This window comes from Pseudomonas sp. RIT-PI-q, assembly GCF_001297125.1.
GTDB lineage: Bacteria > Pseudomonadota > Gammaproteobacteria > Pseudomonadales > Pseudomonadaceae > Aquipseudomonas.
Genome location: NZ_LHPC01000055.1, coordinates 11,873 through 29,614, shown reverse-complemented (window position 1 = coordinate 29,614; position 17,742 = coordinate 11,873). Strand labels below are relative to the sequence as shown.

The window sequence follows — 17,742 nt, the reverse complement described above, 5'->3', positions numbered from 1 at the left end:
CTGTAGGAGCTGGCTTGCCAGCGAAGGTGGGTCAGCCACATTGATGTCGACTGACACTCCATCGCTGGCAAGCCAGCTCCTACAGGGGGCGTGTGTGTTTCAGCGGTAATCGTCTACCGGGACACAGGCGCAGAACAGATTCCGGTCGCCGTACACGTTATCCACACGGTTCACCACCGGCCAATATTTATGCGCCTTGGTGTGCGCATCCGGCGTCACTGCCTGCTCGATGCTGTAGGGCCGTTCCCAAACTCCGGTGATATCAGCCAATGTGTGCGGCGAGCGTTTCAGCGGATTGTCTTCCGCCGGCCAGTTGCCGTTCTGCACCTCGGTAATTTCTGCACGAATGCTCAGCATCGCCCCGATAAACCGGTCCAGCTCGGCCTTCGATTCGCTCTCGGTCGGTTCGACCATCAACGTTCCCGGCACCGGAAACGACATGGTCGGGGCGTGGAAGCCGTAGTCCATCAAGCGCTTGGCCACGTCCTCCTCGCTGATCCCGGTCAGCACCTTGAGCGGCCGCAAGTCGAGGATGCATTCGTGTGCCACCCGCTCGTTGCGCCCGGTGTAGAGCACAGGGAACGCGCCGGACAGATGCTGCGCCAGGTAATTCGCGGCGAGGATCGCCACTTCGCTGGCGTCCGCCAGTTGCGGTCCCATCATGGCGATGTACATCCAACTGATCGGCAAGATGCTCGCACTGCCCCAGGGCGCCGCGCTGACCGCGCCGTTCTGCGGCAACGGCCCGTCGATCGGCACCACCGGGTGATTGGCCACGAACGGTGCCAGATGGGCCCGCACACCAATCGGCCCCATGCCCGGCCCGCCGCCGCCGTGGGGAATGCAGAAGGTTTTGTGCAGGTTCATGTGGGACACGTCGGCGCCAATGTCCGCCGGCCGCGCCAGCCCGACCTGGGCATTGAGGTTGGCGCCATCCATATACACCTGCCCGCCATGGCTGTGGATAACTTCACAGATTTCGCTGATGCCTTCCTCGTAGACGCCATGGGTCGAAGGATACGTCGCCATCAGGCAGGCGAGTTTGTCCCCGGCATCCGCCGCTTTTTCCTTCAGGTCATCGAGATCAACGTTGCCCGCCTCATCACACTCGACGATCACCACCCGCATGCCGGCCATCTGCGCCGAAGCCGGATTGGTGCCGTGGGCCGAGGACGGGATCAGGCAGATATCCCGGGCGCCCTGATGGCGACTCTCGTGGTATTTGCGGATCGCCAGCAACCCGGCGTACTCGCCTTGGGCACCCGAGTTGGGTTGCATGCAGATCGCATCGAAACCGGTGATCGCACACAGCCAGCGCTCCAGTTCCTCGATCATCAGCGAATAGCCGAGCGCCTGCTCTTTCGGCACAAACGGGTGCAGGTTGGCGAACTGTGGCCAGGTGATGGGGATCATTTCGCTGGTGGCGTTGAGCTTCATGGTGCAAGAGCCCAGCGGGATCATCGATTGATTGAGCGCCAGGTCCTTGTTTTCCAGTTGCTTGAGGTAACGCAGCATCTCGGTTTCGCTGTGATGGGCGCTGAACACCGGGTGACGCAAATACGGCGAGGTACGCAGCAGCCCATTGGGAATGCCGGAGGCCAGGGTGTCAGCGTCCAGTTCGTCGACGTTCAGCCCATGATCGGCACCGAGGAACACATCGAACAACTTCGCCACGGTGGATTCGTCAGAGGTTTCGTCGAGGCTCAGGCCCAGTCGCCCGCGGCCGAGAATGCGCAGGTTGATCTGTGCCGCCTGGGCACTTTCGATGATCGCCGTCTGAGTGCCACCGACTTCCAGAGTCAGGGTGTCGAAGAAATGCTGATTGAGGCGGGTGATACCGTTTCGCTCAAGGCCGGCGGCAAGGATGCAGGTCAGCCGGTGAACTCGCTGGGCAATCCGCTTCAACCCTTCCGGGCCATGGTAGACCGCGTAAAAACTGGCGATGTTGGCCAGCAGCACTTGGGCGGTGCAGATGTTCGAGTTGGCCTTCTCCCGACGGATGTGTTGCTCACGGGTCTGCAGGGCCATGCGCAGCGCGGTGTTGCCGCGAGCGTCTTTCGAGACACCGATGATCCGTCCGGGAATCGCCCGTTTGTACTCATCGCGGCTGGCAAAAAACGCCGCGTGCGGCCCGCCGTAACCCATCGGCACGCCGAAACGCTGGGATGAACCGAACACCACATCGGCGCCTAACTCTCCCGGCGGCGTCAGTAATAGCAGGCTCAGCAGATCGGTGGCGACACAGGCCAGCGCTTGCTGGGCATGCAGGTGATCGATCAAGGGGCGCAGGTCGTGAATCTCGCCGTGGGTGTCGGGATATTGCAGCAGCGCGCCGAACACCTGGTGCTGTTTCAAGTTATCCACAGCGTCGACGATCAGTTCGAAGCCGAAGCCTTCGGCACGGGTCTGCACCACGGAAATGGTCTGTGGATGACAGTTTTCGTCGACGAAGAACAGATTGCTTTTGGACTTGGCGACACGCTTGGCCAGGGCCATGGCTTCCGCCGCTGCGGTGGCTTCGTCCAGCAGTGAGGCATTGGCCAGTTCCAGGCCAGTAAGGTCGATGGTTAATTGCTGGAAATTCAGCAGCGCTTCCAAACGGCCTTGGGCGATCTCCGGTTGATAGGGCGTGTAGGCGGTGTACCAACCGGGATTTTCCAGCACGTTGCGCAAGATGACGGTTGGCGTCAGCGTGCCGTGGTAGCCCATGCCGATCAGGCTGGTCCAGACCTGATTCTGCTCGGCGTAACCCCGAAGTTTGGCCAGCGCGGCTTCTTCGTCGAGGGCTGGCGGCAGGTCGAGCGCCCGGTTCAGGCGGATTCCCGGCGGCACCGTCTGTTCGATCAACTCGACCCGGCTACCGAGGCCGAGGCTGTCGAGCATCGCCTGCTGCTCGGCGGCATCGGGCCCGAGGTGGCGGCGAAGGAAGGCATTGGGGTCGCGTAACTGACTCAAGGACGGCAACTGGGACATGACGGGCTCTCTCTTGACTGGCGCTCAACGTCGATGCAACTCGGTCAAAGCAGCATAGCAGTCGATACCCAAGCGGATGGCGTGGCGCCATCGACCAATCCCGATCATCATGCTCGACGCATGCCTAATGTCCGCTGATCAGGTGTCTTTATTCATGAGCCAACTGCCTTTCCTGCCGTTCTCCAAACCCACCATCGATGAAGCCACGATTGCCGCTGTCGGTGACGTATTGCGCTCGGGCTGGATCACCAGCGGCCCCAAGGTCCAGGCCTTTGAAGCGCAGCTCTCGGACTATTTCGGCGGGCGCCCGGTGCGCACCTTCAATTCCGGCACCTGCACCATGGAAATCGCCTTGCGCATTGCCGGAGTCGGGCCGGGTGATGAAGTGATTACCACGCCGATTTCCTGGGTCGCCACCGCCAACGTCATTCTCGAAGTCGGGGCCACGCCGGTGTTTGCCGACATCGACCCGATAACCCGCAACATCGACCTCACGCAGCTCGAAGCCGCCATCACCCCGCGCACCAAAGCCATCATTCCGGTGTTTCTCGCCGGCCTGCCACTGGACATGACGCGCCTGTATGCACTGGCAAAAAAGCACAACCTGCGAGTGCTGGAAGACGCCGCCCAGGCACTGGGGTCAAGCTGGGACGGCCGACGCATTGGCTCGACCGGCGACTTTGTGTCCTTCAGTTTCCAGGCGAACAAAAACGTCACCTCGTCTGAGGGCGGTTGCCTGGTGCTGAACACTGCCGACGAAGTGCGACTGGCGGAGAAGTACCGTTTGCAAGGCGTGACCCGCAACGGCTTCGATGGGCTGGATGTTGATGTGTTGGGCGGCAAGTTCAACATGACCGATGTTGCAGCGGCCATTGGTCTGGGCCAATTTGCCCATATCGAAGCGATCACCGCTCATCGGCGCGAACTGGCCAGGCACTACTTCGCTTGCTTTGGCGAGGATTTCGAAGCGCAGTACGGGGCTCAGCTACCCCCGGCGGATTTCCATAACAGCAATTGGCATTTGTTCCAACTGGTGCTGCCAGAGCGTAAGGATGGCCAACCGGCACGGGCCACGTTCATGGAGCAGATGCAGGCTTTGGGTGTCGGTATCGGCTATCGCTCCCCGCCGATTCACCTGCTCAGTCTTTACCGCGAGCGCGGGTTCAAGGAAGGGATGTTTCCCGTGGCTGAACGGGTGGGTCGCCTGATTGTTTCGTTGCCGATGTTTACCGCCATGAGCAAAGCGGACGTCGAGCGCTCGGTGGCAGCGGTGAAGGCCGTTCTAAAGTGTTGAAACCTGTAGGAGCGAGCTCGCTCGCGATGGTCGTCAACGATAACGCTGCAAGACGGGTACTGCGCGGCGTTCTCAGGTCCATCGCGAGCGAGCTCGCTCCTACAAGGGGTATCCAGCGGGCAATAAAAAGCCCCGACGAGTCGGGGCTTTGGGATGAAGCTGAAAGCTTACTCGCCGATGGCGGCCTTGTAGCCAGCCGCATCGAGCAGCTTGTCCAGGTCAGCCGTGTTGCTTGGCTTGAGCTTGAAGATCCAGGCACCGTACGGGTCGGTGTTGAGCGACTCAGGCGAAGCGCCCAGGTCTTCGTTGATTGCGATCACTTCACCGGCAATCGGCGAATAGATGTCGGAAGCCGCTTTAACCGACTCCACCACACCGGATTGATCACCGGCGGCGAAGACTTTTCCGACTTCGGTCAGTTCAACGAAGACCACATCGCCCAAGGCTTCCTGAGCGTGATCGCTGATGCCCACGGTGACGGTGCCATCGGCTTCCAGACGGGCCCATTCGTGACTTTCGGCAAAACGCAGGTCGGCAGGGATATCGCTCATGTTCTGTGTCCTCAAGAAAAATGTCAGCGGTCGTAGTCCGCCAGAAAAGGTTAGATCAAGGTTTTGCCATGGCGTACGAAGGTCGGTTTGACCACTCGGACCGGATACCACTTGCCACGGATTTCCACTTCGGCGCGGTCGGCAGTTGCCATCGGCACGCGCGCCAGTGCTATCGACTTGCTAAGCGTAGGAGAGAAACTACCACTGGTGATCTCTCCTTCGCCAACATTGGCGATGCGAACCACTTGATGAGCGCGCAAAACCCCACGCTCCTCAAGGACCAGACCGACCAGTTTGTGCTGTACGCCACCCGCTCGCTCGGCTTCCAGGGCCGCGCGGCCAATGAACTGACGAGTGGCCGGTTCCCAGGCAATGCTCCAGGCCATGTTGGAGGCCAGCGGTGACACATCTTGATGGATGTCCTGCCCGTAGAGGTTCATGCCGGCTTCGACACGCAAGGTATCCCGAGCGCCAAGGCCGATAGGGGAAATGCCCGCCCCCACCAGATCGTTGAAAAACCCTGGCGCCTGACTGGCCGGCAGAACGATTTCCAGGCCATCTTCGCCGGTGTAACCGGTGCGGGCGATGAACCAGTCACCGTCCGGCTGACCTTCAAAAGGTTTGAGCAGCTGGATCAGATTGCCGCGAGACTGGGTCACCAGTTCGGCAATCTTGTGCCGGGCGTGCGGACCTTGAATGGCCAGCATCGCCAACTCGGAGCGTTCGTTGAGCTGCACATCGAAACCATCGAGGTGAGCCTGCATCCAGGCGAGGTCCTGATTGCGGGTGGAGGCGTTGACCACCAGACGATAACCCTCGTCGAGGCGATAGACGATCATGTCGTCGACGATGCCGCCGCGCTCGTTGAGCATGGTGCTGTACAAGGCACGGCCGGGGCTGTGCAGGCGCTGGACGTCATTGGCCAGCAAATGCTGGAGCCAGGCCTTCGCCTGGGGGCCGCCGACATCGATCACGGTCATGTGGGATACATCGAAAACCCCGCAATCGCGGCGCACCTGATGGTGTTCCTCGACCTGCGAGCCGTAATGCAGAGGCATATCCCAACCGCCAAAATCGACCATCTTCGCGCCTAGGGCGAGATGAAGGTCATACAGAGGCGTACGCTGTCCCATGGGTTTCTCCTTCCGGGCGTGGCGAAGGTGCGGGCAGGTGCTATACGGGGTGAAAGCCTTTAAAAACAAGGCGTCCAGCCGATTTCAGCTACCGGGTCTGTCAGACGGACCGCACCGAATGCCGCGCATTGTAGCCTCAAGGTGTAGGACTGGCACCTAGGCGTTTCGATGCGCCGAACGTCGAATCAATCCGATGACCGGTAGCAGCCCGACCAAAACCAGGGTCAGTGCCGGCAACGACGCCCTCGCCCACTCGCCTTCACTGGTCATTTCGAAGATGCGCACAGCCAGCGTGTCCCAGCCAAACGGGCGCATCAGCAGGGTCGCGGGCATTTCCTTGAGCACATCGACGAACACCAGCAACGCGGCGCTCAATGTGCCGGGCAGCAATAACGGCAGATACACTTTGAAAAACAACCGTGGCCCACCGACGCCGAGACTACGTGCCGCTTCGGGCAAAGATGGCCGTATTCGCGCCAGACTGCTTTCCAGTGGCCCATAAGCCACCGCGATGAAACGCACCAGATAGGCCAGCAACAACGCCGACAGACTGCCCAACAGCAGAGGCTTGCCCGCGCCGCCGAGCCATCCCGACAACGGGATCACCAGTTCGCGGTCGAGGTAGCTGAACGCCAGCATGATCGACACCGCCAACACCGAACCGGGCAAGGCATAACCAAGATTGGCCAGGCTGACACCGGTGCGGATGCCCCGCGTCGGCGCCAACCGGCGGGCAAACGCCAGTACCAGGGCGACGCAGACCGTAATCACTGCCGCCATACCGCCTAAATAGAGGGTGTGGACGATCAGCCCGGCATAACGCTCGTCCAGATCGAAGCGCCCGCGCTGCCAGAACCACACCACCAGTTGCAGCATCGGAATGACGAAGGCGCAGGCGAACACCAGGCCGCACCAACTCATTGCCGCCAACGCCTTGAAGCCGCGCAGGTGATACAGCGCCTTGACTCGCGGCCGCTCGTTACTTGCCCGGTTGGCCCCGCGCGCACGACGCTCGCCGTACACCACGACCATCACCACCAGCAGCAACAGGCTTGCCAGTTGCGCAGCGGTAGAGAGGCTGAAAAATCCGTACCAGGTTTTGTAGATGGCCGTCGTGAACGTGTCGAAGTTGAACCCCGACACCGCCCCAAAATCCGCCAGGGTTTCCATCAACGCCAATGCCACACCCGCACCAATGGCTGGGCGCGCCATGGGTAAGGCGACACGCCAGAACGCCTGCCACGGCGATTGCCCAAGGACACGCGCGGCTTCCATCAGGCCTTTGCCCTGAGCCAGGAACGCGGTGCGCGCCAACAGATAAACGTAGGGATAGAACACCAGCACCAGAACGACAACCACGCCGCCCGTGGAACGTACTCGCGGCAGCCGCAGCCCGCTGCCGAACCATTCGCGCATCAGGGTTTGCACGGGGCCGGCGAAATCCAGCAGGCCGACGAAGACAAACGCCAGCACGTAGGCGGGAATCGCAAAGGGCAGCATCAGCGCCCAGTCCAGCCAGCGCCGACCGGGGAATTCACAGAGGCTGGTGAGCCAGGCAAGACTGACACCCAATAGCGTTACGCCGATACCGACGCCGAATACCAGGGTCAGGGTGTTGCCCAGCAGGCGTGGCATCTGGGTGTCCCACAGGTGGGACCAGATTTGCTGATCGATGGTTTGCCAGGAGAGAAACAACACACTCAGGGGCAGCAGGACCAGCGCGGCAATGGCGAAGACCAGGGGATACCAGCGGCGTTGGGCGGGGTGGGCCAAAGAGAAACTCTCGCGAAAGTCTTGAAATGTCGGGAAACGCAAAAGATCGCAGCCTTCGGCAGCTCCTACATTGGGACGGTGTACACCCTGTAGGAGCTGCCGAAGGCTGCGATCTTTTGATCTTTAAAGCAGCAGACTCAGTTCCAGCCAGCTCGATCCATCATGCGAATCGCTTCTGCCTGACGCTTACCGGCGATTTCCACCGGCAAGGTGTCGGCGACAAACTTGCCCCAACCCGCCACTTCAGCGGAAGGTTGAACGGCAGGGTTGGCCGGGAATTCCTGGTTCACATCCGCGAAAATCTTCTGCGCTTCCGGCGTGGTCATCCACTCCACCAACGCCTTGGCCGCTTCCGGGTGCGGCGCATGTTTGGTCAGGCCGATGCCCGACAGATTGACGTGTACACCACGATCGCCCTGGTTTGGCCAGAACAGCTTCACCGCCAGGTCCGGCTTCTGCTTGTGCAGGCGACCGTAGTAGTAGGTGTTGACGATGCCGACGTCGCATTGGCCAGCGTTGATCGCTTCCAGCACCGCGACGTCATCGGAGAACACGTCGGTGGACAGGTTGCTCACCCAGCCCTTGAGGATCTGTTCGGTTTTATCGGCGCCATGCACTTCGATCATCGTGGCCGTCAGCGACTGGTTGTAGACCTTCTTCGCCGTACGCAGGCACAGGCGGCCTTCCCATTGCTTGTCGGCCAGACCTTCGTAGGTGGTCAACTCACCCGGTTTCACTCGATCGGTGGAATAAGCGATGGTCCGCGCCCGCAGGCTCAGGCCGGTCCAGGCGTGAGAGGACGCGCGGTACTGCAGCGGGATGTTGGCATCGATCACTTTCGAGGTGAACGGCTGGAGGATGCCCATCTGCTCGGCTTGCCAGAGGTTGCCGGCATCAACGGTGAGCAGCAGGTCGGCGGTGGCGTTCTCGCCCTCGGCCTTGATGCGCTGCATCAGCGGCGCTTCCTTGTCGGTGATGAACTTCACCTGCACACCGGTTTTTGCGGTGTAGGCATCGAAGACTGGCTTGATCAGCTCGTCGATACGCGAGGAGTAAACCACCACTTCGTCGGCGGCCTGGGCGGCGGTGCCAATCAGGGTCAGGGCCAGTGCGGTCAGTAGACGCTTCGGTGCCAACATGGGCGCGGTCTCTCGATTGAAAATTGAGGCCAAATGATAAGGACTCACATTTACCTTCTCAATCGAACAGTTTGCGGGTGAGTTACCAGATGTTGCATGGCCAGAGATTTGCGGTGAATGTGCTGACGCCTTCGCGGGCAAGCCTCGCTCCTACAGGATTTACAGGTGCCGTGAAAACGACACATAACCTGTAGGAGCGAGGCTTGCCCGCGAAGAGGCCATCAGCCCCAGCAAAAATCTCAAGCCTTGGCCAGCGCCGGCAAATCCCCGGTCAACCCCAGCGCCTCACGCACAAACAACGCCTTGGCTTCCGGCATCTGATCGACCATCTTCAACCCGGCATTGCGCAACCAGCGCACCGGCAGCGGATCCGCCTGGAACAACCGCTCAAAACCCTCCATCGCCGCCATCAACGCCAGGTTGTGGGGCATGCGCCGACGTTCATAACGGCTGAGCACCTTCACATCCGCCAGACACTCGCCCCGCGCGGCCGCTTGCAACAGCACTTCGGCCAAGACGGCGGCATCGAGGAAACCCAGGTTCACGCCCTGCCCGGCCAACGGGTGAATGGTGTGCGCTGCGTCGCCGATCAGCGCCAGGCCCTCCGCCACATAACGCTTGGCGTGGCGCTGACGCAGCGGCACGCACAGACGCGGGTCAGCGCTGAGCACGCTGCCGAGCCGGCCTTCAAAGGCGCGCTCCAGTTCTTTGCAGAAGCCCTCGTCATCCAGCGCCATCAGGCGTTCGGCTTCGCTTGGCGTGGTCGACCAGACGATCGAACACCAATCCTGCTGACCGTCGCGTTCCAGCGGCAGGAACGCCAGCGGACCGTTGTCGGTGAAACGTTGCCAGGCTGTCATTTGATGCGGCTTGGCGCTGCGCACGCTGGTGACAATCGCATGGTGCAAATAATCCCACTCGCGAGTCGCCACGCCGGTCAGCCGTCGCACCGCCGAGTTGGCGCCGTCCGCCGCAATCACCAGCGGCGCGCGCAGTGTGCGGCCATCGGCCAGGGTCAGCAGCCAGTCGTCGCCGGAGCGGCGCATCTGTTCCAGGCGCGCATTGGCCAGCATCCCGAGGTCGCAGTCGTGCAAACGGTCGAGCAAGGCGTCCTGAACCACACGGTTCTCGACGATGTGCCCGAGTACGTCGGCATGCACACTGGCCGCCGAGAAATGAATCTGCCCGGTGCCGCTGCCATCCCACACCTGCATGTCGGTGTAGGGGCTGCTGCGCCGGTTGGCGATGCCGTCCCAGACACCCAGGCGCTCGAGAATCCGTTGGCTGGCAGCCGACAAGGCGCTCACTCGCGGCTCGAAGGTCGCCTGGGCATCGAACGGTTTGACACTCAGGGGGCTGCCGTCCAGCAGCAGGACTTCCAGCCCACTGTCCTGCAACGCCAGCGCCAGGGCGCTGCCGACCATTCCGGCCCCGACAATCAGCAGATCTGCACGCATTTCCATGCTTTAAGCCTGTCTCGCTTGCGGCTTGCGCCGCACGTAAAGGGTTTTTTCGACCGGCGCCACCAAGGGGCCCGCGCCGTCGTGAATATCGAGCTGCAATTGCGGCAGAGAGTGCGCGTCACCCCGCCACTCAAGCATCGGGACGCGTACCCAAGCCCATCGCCTGCCGCGCAAACCAACGCTTGGCCGGGGGCAGCAGATCGAGGCCGAGCAGGCCGATATTGCGCCCCAGGGACACCAGCGGCTGGGTGCTGCCGAACAAACGCGGGACCTGATCGGAGAAGCCGACGGTCAGGTTCTGATCCATGCGCGGACGCGCGCGATAAGCCTGCAAGGTCGCGAAGTCGCCGGGCGATGTTTCGCTGGCCAACAACGCGTCGGCCAACGCCTGGGCATCCCGCAGCGACAGGTTGAAACCCTGGCCGGCAATCGGATGCAGGCTGTGAGCGGCATTGCCAAGAATCGCCAGATGCGGACGCACCTGCTCTTCGGCCTCGATCAAGGTCAGCGGGTACAAATGCCGCGCGCCGACCTGCTTCAACGTGCCGAGGCGATAACCGAACACGCCCTGCAATTCGCTCAGAAAGCTTTTTTCATCAAGGGCCGCCAGTCGCTGCGCGTCCATCCCCAGACGGGTCCAGACCAGGGCGCAGCGGTTTTCCGGCAGTGGCAGCAAGGCCATCGGGCCGTCGTCGGTGAAGCGCTCGAAGGCCATGCCGTTATGCGCTTCACTCGGGGTGATGTTGGCGATCAGCGCGCTCTGGTTGTACGGGCGCTTTTTGATGCCGATCCCCAGTTGCTCGCGCAGGCCGGAGCGGCCGCCATCAGCGAGTACCGCGAGGTCGCATTCAAGGGTGGTTTCATCGTTGAGGGTCAGGCGATAGCCATCGGTCAGCGGCTCCATGCGCGTGACTTCCGCCGGGCAACGCCAGCTGATCACGTCCTTGTCCAGACCTTGCCACAGGCATTGGCCGAGCCAGGCGTTTTCCACCACGTAACCCAGCGCCGGAACGCCCTCTTCCATCGCCGACAGTCGCGCCGTGGAGAAACGCCCACGGTCGGACACATGAATCTGCTTGATCGGCTCGGCGCGGCGGGAGATTTCCTGCCACACGCCCAACCGTTGATAAATCTGCTTGGCCCCGTAGGACAGCGCCGACGAGCGTGCGTCATAGCTCGGTTGGTAGGTGTCGCCGGGAGCGAACGGCTCGATCAGCACGATCTTCCAGCCGCGAGCCTTGGCCCCGGCCTGCAAGGCCAACGCCAGACTTGCACCCACCAGACCGCCACCGATGATGGCCAGATTGACTCGACTCATGCCGCTTGAGTCCGTGCAGCGGCCATCAAGGCCTCGATCTCGACGACCGTTTTCGGCACGCCTTTGGTCAATATTTCACAGCCGGTTTTGGTCACCACTACGTCGTCCTCGATGCGTACGCCAATGCCGCGCCATTTCTTCGCCACGCTCTGGTTGTCCGGGGCGATGTAGATGCCCGGCTCCACGGTCAGCGCCATGCCGACTTCCAGCACCCGCCATTCGCCGCCGACCTTGTACTCGCCGACGTCATGCACATCCATCCCCAGCCAGTGGCCGGCGCGGTGCATGTAAAACACTTTGTAGGCTTCGCTGGCGATCAACTCGTCGACGTCGCCCTGCAACAAACCCAGCTTCACCAGACCGCTCGTAATCACTCGAACCGTGGCTTCGTGCGCCTGGTTCCAGTGCTTGTTCGGGGCGATTTCGGCAAATGCGGCTTCTTGCGACGCCAGCACCAACTCGTAGATCGCCTTCTGTTCCGCAGAATACTTGCCGTTGACCGGCCAGGTTCGGGTGATGTCACTGGCGTAGCAGTCAATCTCGCAACCGGCGTCGATCAACACCAGATCACCATCCTTGAGCAGCGCGTCATTCTGCTGGTAATGCAGGATGCAGCTGTTGCGCCCCGACGCGACAATCGAGCCGTAGGCCGGCATCTTCGCCCCGCCCCGGCGGAACTCGTAGTCGAGCTCGGCTTCGAGGCTGAACTCATGCAGTCCGGCGCGGCTGGCCTGCATTGCGCGGATATGCGCCTGGGCGGAAATCCGCGCGGCCTCGCGCATCACCTTCACTTCTGCCGCCGATTTATACAGGCGCATGTCGTGAAGCAGATGATCCAGGGCAACGAATTCGTTCGGTGGCTGGGCGCCAAGGTGTGCCTTGGAGCGGATCACGTTGATCCAGTCCATCAGGTGCCGGTCGAATTCCGGGTTGCTGCCCATGGCCGAATACACCCGGTCGCGCCCCTCGATCAGGCCCGGCAGGATGTCGTCGATGTCGGTGATGGGGAACGCGTCGTCGGCGCCAAAGTCGCGGATCGCGCCTTCCTGGCCAGCACGCAGGCCGTCCCACAACTCTCGTTCGGCATTGCGTTCACGGCAGAACAGCAGGTATTCGCCATGTTCGCGACCGGGCATCAGCACGATAACGGCCTGTGGCTCGGGAAAACCGCTGAGGTACTGGAAGTCACTGTCCTGACGATAGACGTGCTCGACGTCACGGTTGCGGATGGCAACCGCGGCGGCGGGCAGGATGGCGATGCTGTTGGGTTCCATCTGCGCCATCAAGGCCTTGCGGCGACGGCTGTATTCCGATTTCGGGATATGAATCATGGGCAGATGGCTTTTCCTGGCACGCGATTAATGCAACGACGGTTTGGCGGCAGCCGGCGCGTCCGGCTTCCTGGTTTCGCTGAACAGCAGCAGCGGCGCGACGCGCAGGTACTCCATGACTTCCATGTAGTCGCTCTCGCCATCGTCCGACTCTTCCAGCGCGTCTTGCACCTGGGAGATGGCTGCCAGGTCCTGCAGCACTTCGGTGGCCTCGGTGCTGAGCATGCTGCTGTCACGGCAGTTCAAGCCAAAACCGCTGAGGAAACCCTGGCACCATTGGCCCAGTGCGGCGGCACGATCGGCCAGCGGCTCGTCATCGGTAGGCAGCAGCAGAACGACAGTCACGTCGTCGCCGGTGAGTTCACCCTTGACCATCTCCTGCAAGCCGATCAGGGCATTGCGGACATTATCTTGCGGCTCGCTTTCGAGCAGCTCGGCGGCATCGATCAACCAGCCTTCGGCATCGAAGCCGGCACCGGCGCAACTGCGGCCGAGCAACAGGCCATGCAGTTCGGCAGGCGAGACGTTATGACCGCTGGAAGTCAGCAGGGTGGCGAAGGCTTGGTACGGAGAATTCTGAATGGGCATGGGCAGCTAGGCGCCAGACGGCGCTATGTCTAGAATGAAGGCCTTGTATCCTACATCGACTACCCCTGTAGGAGCGAGCTTGCTCGCGATGGTCACCAACGATAACGTTGGGCACCTGGCACCCCGCGGCATTCTCGGGTTCATCGCGAGCAAGCTCGCTCCTACAGTCCAACACCCATCAGACAGTGAAGACAATGGAAGACACCGACCTGCAAGCGCTGATGGCCAGACTCGAACTGCTAATTAGCCGAGTCGAGCAACTAAAGAGTCAAAACGGACTCCTATTAGCTCAGGAAAAGACCTGGCGCGAGGAACGCGCTCACCTCATTGAAAAGAACGAAATCGCCCGGCGTAAGGTCGAATCAATGATTTCGCGCCTCAAGGCCCTGGAGCAAGACTCATGAGTTCAAGCAATAGCGTAACCGTGCAGATCCTCGACAAAGAATATTCGATCATCTGCCCTCAGGAAGAGCGCAGCAATCTGGTGAGCGCCGCCCGATACCTGGACGGCAAGATGCGCGAAATCCGCAGCAGCGGCAAAGTCATCGGTGCCGATCGCATCGCCGTAATGGCCGCGCTGAACATCACCCACGACCTGCTGCACAAGGAAGAACGCCCGGATGTACAGGCCAGCGGCTCGACTCGCGAGCAGGTTCGCGACCTGCTGGATCGGGTCGATTTGGTACTCGCAACCGATCCGGACGTCACCAAGGGCTGAAACGTGAAACGGCTTGGGGTATACTCGCTTCACTCCCTGGGGTGCTTGCCAGTTGACCACGTCCCTGAGCCGATTCGCACTACCCTGGAAGTTGCACGTTGGGCTGGTGTGCATGTCCGCTAGACGGAAAGCCTTAAAGCCTACTGCATCTTCCACCTTGAACTTTCGGGTTCAAGGGCTAAGTCAGCAGCGGTTCATCCGGGGAGCCTGATTCCAGTCCGATGCCGGTTTAAATACCGGCATCGGCTTTTTTACGGGTACGCTTTATGTACCCAACCCGCGAGCCCCGATTCATGACCGAACCTGCGCTGCTACCCCGCCCGCAACTTCGACGCATGCTGCGCAAGGCCCGCCGCGCACTGACACCCAGTCAGCAGCGCCAGGCCGCTCGCGGGTTGTACAAGCAATTGGCCCAGCAACCGCTGTTCCGCCGCGCAAAACACATCTCTCTTTATCTACCCACCGACGGTGAAATCGATCCGCGCGTGCTGCTGCGTGCCGCTCAACGTCGGGGCAAGGCTACCTATCTGCCGGTACTCAGCGCCTGGCCGCGAACCAAAATGGTGTTCCAGCGGATTCGCCCCGGTGAAAAACTCAAACCCAATCGCTTTCGTATTCTCGAACCCGTGCACAACCTCGCCCGGCAACGCAAAGTCTGGGCGCTGGATCTGGTGTTGCTGCCATTGGTGGGGTTTGACGATGTCGGCGGGCGCCTGGGCATGGGCGGTGGTTTCTATGACCGGAGCCTGGCGTACCTGGCGCGGCGCAAAAACTGGCGCAAGCCGACGTTGCTGGGGCTGGCCCATGAATGTCAGAAGGTCGAGCGATTGGCTCAGGCGAGCTGGGACGTGCCGTTGCAAGGAACGGTGACAGACAAGGCGTGGTATTTCGCAGACTAGACGCCACTGGAATCAGCGGCGTCGAAAAGACCGATCAGCGCTTGAAGGCTGTCGGCTGTTGTTGCTGGGCGATTTCGATCGGTGCGTCGGTCTTGTTGTTCCACAAGCTTTGGGCATAGCCGGTGGTCACGACGCCGAGGCCGAACAAAATAACCAAAATCCATAGTAAATCCGGTTTGCGTTTCATCGATTGCCCCCCCAAAGGCACATCAACACGATGACAGCAGCGGTTTCCGTTGTAGGCCGTGCAGCAGCGTCAAGCTTAGAAGGCCGGCATTTTGCGACAACGTGAACCGACACGCAAACGCTGGCGTCAACCGACTGTCGGTTTGTCATAAAATTGACCGACAACTTGCCCACTCACCCCGCAAGGAGCAAAAACCATGGCGTATTGGCTGATGAAATCCGAGCCCGAGGAACTCTCGATCAACGGTCTTGAGAAGCTTGGCAAAGCGCGCTGGGACGGGGTTCGCAACTATCAGGCGCGTAACTTTTTGCGGGCCATGGCGGTCGGTGACGAGTTTTTCTTTTATCACTCCAGCTGCCCTGAGCCGGGAATTGCCGGGATCGGCAAGATTGTCGAAGCCGCGTATCCAGACCCGACGGCGCTGGAGCCTGAGGGTCATTACTTCGATCCGAAGGCCACCCCTGAGAAAAACGCCTGGAGCGCGATCGATGTCGCGCATGTCGAGACGTTTTCCAGGGTGTTGAAACTGGATTACCTGAAACAGCAGACGGCGCTGGCGGAGATGCCGCTGGTGCAGAAAGGTTCGAGATTGTCGGTGATGCCGGTTACGGCGGAGCAGTGGGCGGCGGTGATCGCGCTCAAGCCCTAAGAATTGCGGCGCCTCTCAAATTGCTATCGCGGGCAAGCCCGCTCCCACAGAGTTCTGCGGTGAAAAACATGATCGTGTTCCACCAAAAATCCTTGTGGGAGCGGGCTTGCCCGCGATAGGGCCCACCGGAACAGCGAATGACTTATTGAATGATCAGGTTGTTGAACAACAAATCCTCAACCACCGGCTGACCGGTTTCGTCGTTCATGATTTGCTGGGCCTGCTTCAAGGCTTCCTGACGCAGCTTCTCCTTGGCCTCGACGTTGTTCATCGTCTCGGTCGTCTGCTGGGCAAACAGCGCCACCAGTTGATTACGAATCAACGGCTCGTTGGCCTTGACCAGTTTGGTCGCCTCTTCCCCGGTCACCCGCAACGCCACATCGGCCTTGTAGACCTTAAGCTTCGGCGTGCCGTCCAGCCCGTAGTTGCCCACGAACGGCGGGCTCAGGGTGATGTAATTGACCTTCGGCGCCGAACCTTCTTTGGCTTCTTCGGCCATCGCTGCCACGGGCAGAGACAGGGCCAGCAACAACATGATCCACGCTTTCACAATTCGCTCCTTATCCGGTTTGCGGCCTAGCATAACGACCCGCCGCGTTAGCACAAGCTTATGGCTGACTATCAGGGCGGGGCATGCTCGTTGACCCGTCGATTCACACACCTACACTTATCGGCCATCACTCCCAAAGGAATAGCCCTGATGAAAGCCGTGCTGTGCAAAGCCTTCGGCCCTGCCGAATCGCTGGTGCTGGAAGACGTCGCCAGTCCTGTCGCGAAGAAGAATGAAATCCTGCTGGACGTGCACGCCGCCGGGGTGAATTTCCCGGACACGCTGATCATCGAGGGCAAATACCAGTTCAAGCCGCCCTTCCCGTTTTCCCCTGGCGGTGAAGCAGCCGGTGTGGTCAGTGCAGTGGGCGAAAAGGTCAGCCACCTGAAAGTCGGCGATCGGGTCATGGCCCTGACCGGTTGGGGCAGCTTCGCCGAACAGGTCGCGGTGCCGGGCTACAACGTGCTGCCGATCCCCCCGTCCATGGACTTCAACACCGCCGCCGCCTTCAGCATGACCTACGGCACCTCGATGCATGCGCTCAAGCAACGGGCCAATCTACAGCCCGGTGAAACCTTGCTGGTACTGGGCGCCTCCGGTGGTGTCGGTCTGGCCGCGGTGGAAATCGGTAAAGCCATGGGCGCCCGCGTGATCGCCGCCGCCAGCAGCGCCGAAAAACTCGCGGTGGCCAAGGCGGCCGGCGCCGATGAGCTGATCAATTACAGCGAAACCAGCCTCAAGGATGAAATCAAACGCCTCACCGATGGCCAAGGCGCCGACGTGATCTACGACCCGGTGGGCGGCGACCTGTTCGACCAGGCCATCCGCGCCATCGCCTGGAATGGTCGTCTGCTGGTGGTTGGCTTCGCCAGTGGACGCATCCCGGAACTGCCGGTCAACCTTGCCCTGCTCAAGGGCGCGGCAGTGGTTGGCGTGTTCTGGGGCTCGTTTGCCCAGCGCCAGCCGCAAGACAACGCGGCGAACTTCCAGCAGTTGTTTGGCTGGTTTGCCGAGGGCAAGTTGAAGCCGCTGGTGTCGCAGGTGTACCCGCTGAGCAATGCAGCGCAAGCCATTGATGATCTGGGCCAGCGTAAAGCGGTCGGGAAAGTGGTGGTTCAGGTTCGCTGAGCCTGCGCTGCGGCTGATGACGCCTTCGCCGGCAAGCCTGGCTCCTAC

At 61.1% G+C, this 17,742-nt stretch carries 17 protein-coding genes, 1 other RNA gene and 1 pseudogene; 7 read left to right on the top strand and 12 right to left on the bottom strand.

Annotation, left to right across the window (positions count from 1 at the left end):
* Positions 1–99: 99 nt before the first annotated feature.
* Complete coding sequence (gene gcvP, locus AEQ67_RS29285) at positions 100–2,973, bottom strand: aminomethyl-transferring glycine dehydrogenase (protein ID WP_059407247.1); 2,874 nt, start codon at positions 2,971–2,973, stop codon at positions 100–102.
* A gap of 154 nt (positions 2,974–3,127) precedes the next feature.
* On the opposite strand from gcvP, the gene AEQ67_RS29280 reads away from it, so the two are divergent.
* Positions 3,128–4,267 (top strand): DegT/DnrJ/EryC1/StrS family aminotransferase, encoded by a 1,140-nt coding sequence (locus AEQ67_RS29280; protein ID WP_059407246.1) that lies wholly within the window; start codon positions 3,128–3,130, stop codon positions 4,265–4,267.
* A gap of 167 nt (positions 4,268–4,434) precedes the next feature.
* Here AEQ67_RS29280 and gcvH read toward each other — a convergent pair whose 3' ends face one another.
* The 9 genes and pseudogenes from gcvH to AEQ67_RS29240 form a co-directional block, all read right to left on the bottom strand.
* Positions 4,435–4,818 carry a glycine cleavage system protein GcvH gene (gene gcvH, locus AEQ67_RS29275; protein ID WP_059407245.1) on the bottom strand — a complete coding sequence of 128 codons (384 nt, stop codon included), beginning with the start codon at positions 4,816–4,818 and terminating at the stop codon, positions 4,435–4,437.
* Between the two features lie 50 nt (positions 4,819–4,868).
* Positions 4,869–5,951 carry a glycine cleavage system aminomethyltransferase GcvT gene (gene gcvT / locus AEQ67_RS29270; RefSeq protein WP_059407244.1) on the bottom strand — a complete coding sequence of 361 codons (1,083 nt, stop codon included), beginning with the start codon at positions 5,949–5,951 and terminating at the stop codon, positions 4,869–4,871.
* A gap of 156 nt (positions 5,952–6,107) precedes the next feature.
* Positions 6,108–7,724 carry an ABC transporter permease gene (locus AEQ67_RS29265; protein WP_059407350.1) on the bottom strand — a complete coding sequence of 539 codons (1,617 nt, stop codon included), beginning with the start codon at positions 7,722–7,724 and terminating at the stop codon, positions 6,108–6,110.
* A 137-nt stretch (positions 7,725–7,861) separates the two neighbouring features.
* Positions 7,862–8,863, bottom strand: a complete 1,002-nt coding sequence (locus tag AEQ67_RS29260; RefSeq protein WP_059407243.1) for an extracellular solute-binding protein — start codon at positions 8,861–8,863, stop codon at positions 7,862–7,864.
* Positions 8,864–9,102: 239 nt separating this feature from the next.
* On the bottom strand, positions 9,103–10,320 hold the full coding sequence (locus tag AEQ67_RS29255; RefSeq protein WP_177333691.1) for a 2-octaprenyl-3-methyl-6-methoxy-1,4-benzoquinol hydroxylase: 1,218 nt from the start codon (positions 10,318–10,320) through the stop codon (positions 9,103–9,105).
* Positions 10,321–10,329: 9 nt separating this feature from the next.
* Positions 10,330–10,434: pseudogene (locus AEQ67_RS36440) on the bottom strand (tetrameric acyl-CoA thioesterase); the annotation flags it as partial.
* Positions 10,435–10,456: 22 nt separating this feature from the next.
* A complete protein-coding gene (gene ubiH / locus AEQ67_RS29250; RefSeq protein WP_059407241.1) occupies positions 10,457–11,644 on the bottom strand; it encodes a 2-octaprenyl-6-methoxyphenyl hydroxylase in 1,188 nt (395 codons plus the stop codon).
* Complete coding sequence (gene pepP, locus AEQ67_RS29245; RefSeq protein WP_059407240.1) at positions 11,641–12,975, bottom strand: Xaa-Pro aminopeptidase; 1,335 nt, start codon at positions 12,973–12,975, stop codon at positions 11,641–11,643. Before pepP ends, ubiH begins: the two co-directional genes overlap by 4 nt.
* Positions 12,976–13,002: 27 nt before the next feature.
* Complete coding sequence (locus tag AEQ67_RS29240; RefSeq protein ID WP_059407239.1) at positions 13,003–13,563, bottom strand: YecA/YgfB family protein; 561 nt, start codon at positions 13,561–13,563, stop codon at positions 13,003–13,005.
* Between the two features lie 194 nt (positions 13,564–13,757).
* Between AEQ67_RS29240 and AEQ67_RS29235 the strand changes: the two genes are divergently transcribed.
* The 4 genes from AEQ67_RS29235 to AEQ67_RS29220 all read left to right on the top strand — a co-directional run bounded on the left by AEQ67_RS29235 (position 13,758) and on the right by AEQ67_RS29220 (position 15,180).
* Entirely contained in the window at positions 13,758–13,967 is a 210-nt protein-coding gene (locus AEQ67_RS29235; protein WP_007942437.1) for a TIGR02449 family protein, read from the top strand.
* On the top strand, positions 13,964–14,281 hold the full coding sequence (locus AEQ67_RS29230) for a cell division protein ZapA (protein ID WP_007942435.1): 318 nt from the start codon (positions 13,964–13,966) through the stop codon (positions 14,279–14,281). Before AEQ67_RS29235 ends, AEQ67_RS29230 begins: the two co-directional genes overlap by 4 nt.
* A 30-nt stretch (positions 14,282–14,311) precedes the next feature.
* A non-coding RNA gene (gene ssrS / locus AEQ67_RS29225) (6S RNA) lies at positions 14,312–14,490 on the top strand.
* Between the two features lie 84 nt (positions 14,491–14,574).
* Positions 14,575–15,180, top strand: a complete 606-nt coding sequence (locus AEQ67_RS29220; RefSeq protein WP_059407238.1) for a 5-formyltetrahydrofolate cyclo-ligase — start codon at positions 14,575–14,577, stop codon at positions 15,178–15,180.
* Positions 15,181–15,214: 34 nt separating this feature from the next.
* Here the strand turns inward: AEQ67_RS29220 and AEQ67_RS36050 are convergent, their stop codons facing one another.
* Positions 15,215–15,367, bottom strand: a complete 153-nt coding sequence (locus AEQ67_RS36050; RefSeq protein WP_152974929.1) for a hypothetical protein — start codon at positions 15,365–15,367, stop codon at positions 15,215–15,217.
* A 196-nt stretch (positions 15,368–15,563) separates the two neighbouring features.
* Here AEQ67_RS36050 and AEQ67_RS29215 point away from each other — a divergent pair, with 196 nt between their 5' ends.
* Positions 15,564–16,016 carry an EVE domain-containing protein gene (locus tag AEQ67_RS29215; RefSeq protein WP_059407237.1) on the top strand — a complete coding sequence of 151 codons (453 nt, stop codon included), beginning with the start codon at positions 15,564–15,566 and terminating at the stop codon, positions 16,014–16,016.
* A 142-nt stretch (positions 16,017–16,158) separates the two neighbouring features.
* Here AEQ67_RS29215 and AEQ67_RS29210 read toward each other — a convergent pair whose 3' ends face one another.
* The gene (locus AEQ67_RS29210) at positions 16,159–16,566 is read right to left on the bottom strand and encodes a flagellar basal body-associated protein FliL (RefSeq protein WP_059407236.1); all 408 of its coding nucleotides are present in this window, start codon (positions 16,564–16,566) and stop codon (positions 16,159–16,161) included.
* A 150-nt stretch (positions 16,567–16,716) separates the two neighbouring features.
* Here AEQ67_RS29210 and AEQ67_RS29205 point away from each other — a divergent pair, with 150 nt between their 5' ends.
* Complete coding sequence (locus AEQ67_RS29205) at positions 16,717–17,694, top strand: NADPH:quinone oxidoreductase family protein (protein ID WP_059407235.1); 978 nt, start codon at positions 16,717–16,719, stop codon at positions 17,692–17,694.
* Positions 17,695–17,742: the final 48 nt, after the last annotated feature.

Coding starts and splice junctions, on each gene's coding strand:
- gcvP (WP_059407247.1), bottom strand. CDS start 2,973: ATGTCCCAGTTGCCGTCCTTGAGTCAGTTACGCGACCCCAATGCCTTC.
- AEQ67_RS29280 (WP_059407246.1), top strand. CDS start 3,128: ATGAGCCAACTGCCTTTCCTGCCGTTCTCCAAACCCACCATCGATGAA.
- gcvH (WP_059407245.1), bottom strand. CDS start 4,818: ATGAGCGATATCCCTGCCGACCTGCGTTTTGCCGAAAGTCACGAATGG.
- gcvT (WP_059407244.1), bottom strand. CDS start 5,951: ATGGGACAGCGTACGCCTCTGTATGACCTTCATCTCGCCCTAGGCGCG.
- AEQ67_RS29260 (WP_059407243.1), bottom strand. CDS start 8,863: ATGTTGGCACCGAAGCGTCTACTGACCGCACTGGCCCTGACCCTGATT.
- AEQ67_RS29255 (WP_177333691.1), bottom strand. CDS start 10,320: ATGCGTGCAGATCTGCTGATTGTCGGGGCCGGAATGGTCGGCAGCGCC.
- ubiH (WP_059407241.1), bottom strand. CDS start 11,644: ATGAGTCGAGTCAATCTGGCCATCATCGGTGGCGGTCTGGTGGGTGCA.
- pepP (WP_059407240.1), bottom strand. CDS start 12,975: ATGATTCATATCCCGAAATCGGAATACAGCCGTCGCCGCAAGGCCTTG.
- AEQ67_RS29240 (WP_059407239.1), bottom strand. CDS start 13,563: ATGCCCATTCAGAATTCTCCGTACCAAGCCTTCGCCACCCTGCTGACT.
- AEQ67_RS29235 (WP_007942437.1), top strand. CDS start 13,758: ATGGAAGACACCGACCTGCAAGCGCTGATGGCCAGACTCGAACTGCTA.
- AEQ67_RS29230 (WP_007942435.1), top strand. CDS start 13,964: ATGAGTTCAAGCAATAGCGTAACCGTGCAGATCCTCGACAAAGAATAT.
- AEQ67_RS29220 (WP_059407238.1), top strand. CDS start 14,575: ATGACCGAACCTGCGCTGCTACCCCGCCCGCAACTTCGACGCATGCTG.
- AEQ67_RS36050 (WP_152974929.1), bottom strand. CDS start 15,367: ATGAAACGCAAACCGGATTTACTATGGATTTTGGTTATTTTGTTCGGC.
- AEQ67_RS29215 (WP_059407237.1), top strand. CDS start 15,564: ATGGCGTATTGGCTGATGAAATCCGAGCCCGAGGAACTCTCGATCAAC.
- AEQ67_RS29205 (WP_059407235.1), top strand. CDS start 16,717: ATGAAAGCCGTGCTGTGCAAAGCCTTCGGCCCTGCCGAATCGCTGGTG.